This is a genomic window from Mesorhizobium sp. M7A.F.Ca.CA.004.12.1.1, assembly GCF_003997835.1.
GTDB lineage: Bacteria > Pseudomonadota > Alphaproteobacteria > Rhizobiales > Rhizobiaceae > Mesorhizobium.
Genome location: NZ_RZRK01000773.1, coordinates 1 through 2863, shown reverse-complemented (window position 1 = coordinate 2863; position 2863 = coordinate 1). Strand labels below are relative to the sequence as shown.

The following is a 2863-nucleotide window of genomic DNA, read 5'->3' as shown; positions in this document are numbered from 1 at the left end:
TGTCAGCGTCATCACCGCTGGCACCGGCGAGGATCGCTCCGGCCTGGTGGTCATTTCGGTCGTCTCGCTGTCGGCCGAGCCGCCCAAGGTGATCGCCTGCGTCAACAGGTCGTCGTCGACCTGGCCGGTGATCGAACGCTACCGGCATTTCGGCGTCAATTCGCTTGGCCCCCAGCATCAGCGCGTGGCCGAGCGGTTCTCCGGCTTTGGCGGCATCAAGGGCAAGGACCGCTATGAGGGCGCCGAATGGATGACGCTCAAGACCGGAGCTTTACTGCTTTCGGACGCGGTGGCCGCGTTCGACTGCAGCCTCGACGAGATGATCGATCGCGGCACGCATTCCATCGTCATCGGCTCGGTCGAGGCCGTGCGCACCCACGATGCCGGCCAGGCGCTGATCTACTGGCGCGGCGGCTACAGGCCGCTGAAATCTGAATAAGGCCAGAATTCAGAATAAGATCAGACCGAGCCTTTTTCCGCCAGGACCATGTAGTTGACGTCCATGTCCTTCGACCGCGCCCAGCGGTCGGCCAGCGGGTTGTAGGTGACGCCGGTGCGGTCGATGATGGTCAGGCCGGCGCCGCCCAGCGCCTTTTCGAGCTCTTCCGGGCGCACCAGCTTGCCGAACTGATGGGTGCCGCGCGGTAGCCAGCGCAGCACATATTCGGCGCCGATGATGGCTAAGCCCAGCGCCTTCAGCGTGCGGTTGATGGTGGCCACGAACATGATGCCGCCGGGCCGCACCATCTCGCCGCATTTGGCGACGAACAGGTCGATGTCGGCGACATGCTCGACCACTTCCATGTTGAGGATGACGTCGAATTTCTCGCCGGCGTCGGCAAGGTCCTCGGCCGTCGTGGCGCGATAGTCGACGCTGACATTGCCCTCGGCGGCGTGCAGCTTGGCCACTTCGATGTTGGTTTCGGAGGCATCCGCGCCCACGACTTCGGCGCCAAGCCGCGCCATCGGCTCGCACAGAAGTCCGCCGCCACAGCCGATGTCGAGGATGCGCAGGCCCTCGAAAGGCCTTGCAGCGCGTGGGTCACGGCCGAAGCGCGTCGCTATCTGGTCGCGGATATAGGCCAACCGGACCGGATTGAATTTGTGCAGGGGACGGAACTTGCCGTTCGGGTTCCACCATTCGGCGGCAAGGGCGGAAAAGCGTTCCACTTCTCCGGCATCGATTGTCGATCGTCGGGGCTCTGGCATGGGTTGGTCTCCTCGACACTACAGCGCCGCACGTCCTCTTGGACGCGCAAAGGACGCTGTAGCACTTTAGATTCTGCGCATGATCCTTTCCGAAATCGACTTCGATTTCGGGGTCGTGCGCTAGGAAGTCGGGCGTGAGGCCGCGAATGTCAAGGCAACAATTTTCCTCTGCCGGCAGGGACCCGGATTCTGTCAGGGCATGTCAGCTGAAGCGCGCCGCGGTGAAACACAATTGGCCTGGCGGGCGAAGGAATACATCATCGTTTTGAATTCGAAGGAGGTGACGATGACAGCAATGACGGCTTCGATCCTCTGGCATCGGCTGGACGTGGAGGGGCATGATGCCTGTCTGCTTTCGCAGAACGATGGCGGGCACAGCCTCAAGGGACAAGCCATCTTCATCCAGGACGGCAAGCCGTGCTGCCTCGCCTACGAGGTGAATTGCGATGCCGGCTGGCACACACGGGCGGCGCTTATCGAAGGCTTTCTCGGCACGCGCCAGCTGCACTATGCGATCGAACGCGATTCCAACGGCCAGTGGATGCTGAACGGCGAAGTCCAGCAGGGTGTCGACGGCCTTGTCGATGTCGATCTTGGCTTCACACCGGCATCGAACCTGTTGGCGATCCGCCGGTTCGACCTAGGCATCGGCGAGGCGGCGCCTGCTCCGGCCGCCTACCTGACTTTCCCTGAACTGAGCTTGGTGCGCCTCGATCAGAGCTATCGTCGTCTCGACACCGTTCGCTACGCCTATGCCGCGCCGGTGTTCGGCTATGACGAGACGCTCAACGTCTCGCTGCACGGCTTCGTTGTCGATTATCCCGGCCTGTGGAGAAGTGCGGCTGCGTCAGGCTGAAGCGATTGTGATCAATCCGCTGCGACCTGCGTCGTGCCGAGCACGTCACGCAGTTTCGCCGCCAGTTGCTCGATGGTGAAGGGCTTGGCGAGGAAATGCACGTCGTGGTCGAGCACGCCGTTGTGGACCACCGCGTTCCTGGTGAAGCCGGTGGTGAAGATCACCTTCAGCAGCGGCATGCGGGCAACGGCCTCTTCCGCCAGCTTGCGGCCGTTCATGACGGGCATGACGATGTCGGTGAACAGCAGGGCGACGTTCGGGTTCTCCGCCAGTTTCTGCAACGCTTCCTCGCCGCTCGCTGCATGAATGACGGTGTATCCGAGTTCGCGTATGGCCTCAGTCGTGGAGACCCGCACGCGGGCATCATCCTCGACGACAAGGATCGTTTCGGTGACCGGTGCGGCGGTGTTGTCGCCTCGCCCCGTGGGCACGGCCGGCTCTTCGGGGCCGAAATACCGCGGCAAGTAGATCTTGATTGTCGTGCCTTCGCCGGGTTCGGAATAGATGTTGACATGGCCACCCGACTGCTTGACGAAGCCGAACACCTGGCTCAACCCCAGGCCGGTGCCCTTGTTGACCGCCTTGGTGGTGAAGAAGGGCTCGAAGGCCTTGGAGATGACATCGGGGGTCATGCCCGAACCGGTATCGCTGACGGCGATCATCACATACTGGCCGGCCGCGACTTCGGCATGGGCAGCGGCGTAGCTGTCGTCGAGATGGCTGTTGGCGGTCTCGATGGTCAGCTTGCCATCATCGCCCATGGCGTCGCGGGCGTTGACGGCCAGGTTGAGAACGGCG

Annotated in this window: 4 protein-coding genes; 2 read left to right on the top strand and 2 right to left on the bottom strand. The window is 62.7% G+C overall.

Going from position 1 to position 2863, the window contains the following annotated elements:
* Nucleotides 1-439: flavin reductase family protein (locus tag EN984_RS29330; protein WP_164765729.1), on the top strand; the 439-nt coding region annotated here is incomplete at its 5' end.
* Between the two features lie 20 nt (nucleotides 440-459).
* Here EN984_RS29330 and ubiG read toward each other — a convergent pair.
* Nucleotides 460-1209: a bifunctional 2-polyprenyl-6-hydroxyphenol methylase/3-demethylubiquinol 3-O-methyltransferase UbiG gene (ubiG, locus tag EN984_RS29325; RefSeq protein WP_023811162.1), complete on the bottom strand. Its 750-nt coding sequence runs from the start codon at nucleotides 1207-1209 to the stop codon at nucleotides 460-462.
* 286 nt (nucleotides 1210-1495) lie between these two features.
* On the opposite strand from ubiG, the gene EN984_RS29320 reads away from it, so the two are divergent.
* Nucleotides 1496-2065: a putative glycolipid-binding domain-containing protein gene (locus EN984_RS29320; RefSeq protein ID WP_127266721.1), complete on the top strand. Its 570-nt coding sequence runs from the start codon at nucleotides 1496-1498 to the stop codon at nucleotides 2063-2065.
* Between the two features lie 11 nt (nucleotides 2066-2076).
* Here the strand turns inward: EN984_RS29320 and EN984_RS29315 are convergent.
* On the bottom strand, nucleotides 2077-2863 hold a 787-nt coding region (locus EN984_RS29315), incomplete at its 5' end, for an ATP-binding protein (protein ID WP_127384149.1).

Excerpts from the sequence above, each read along its gene's own strand:
- ubiG (WP_023811162.1), bottom strand. The coding sequence starts at position 1,209 with ATGCCAGAGCCCCGACGATCGACAATCGATGCCGGAGAAGTGGAACGC.
- EN984_RS29320 (WP_127266721.1), top strand. The coding sequence starts at position 1,496 with ATGACAGCAATGACGGCTTCGATCCTCTGGCATCGGCTGGACGTGGAG.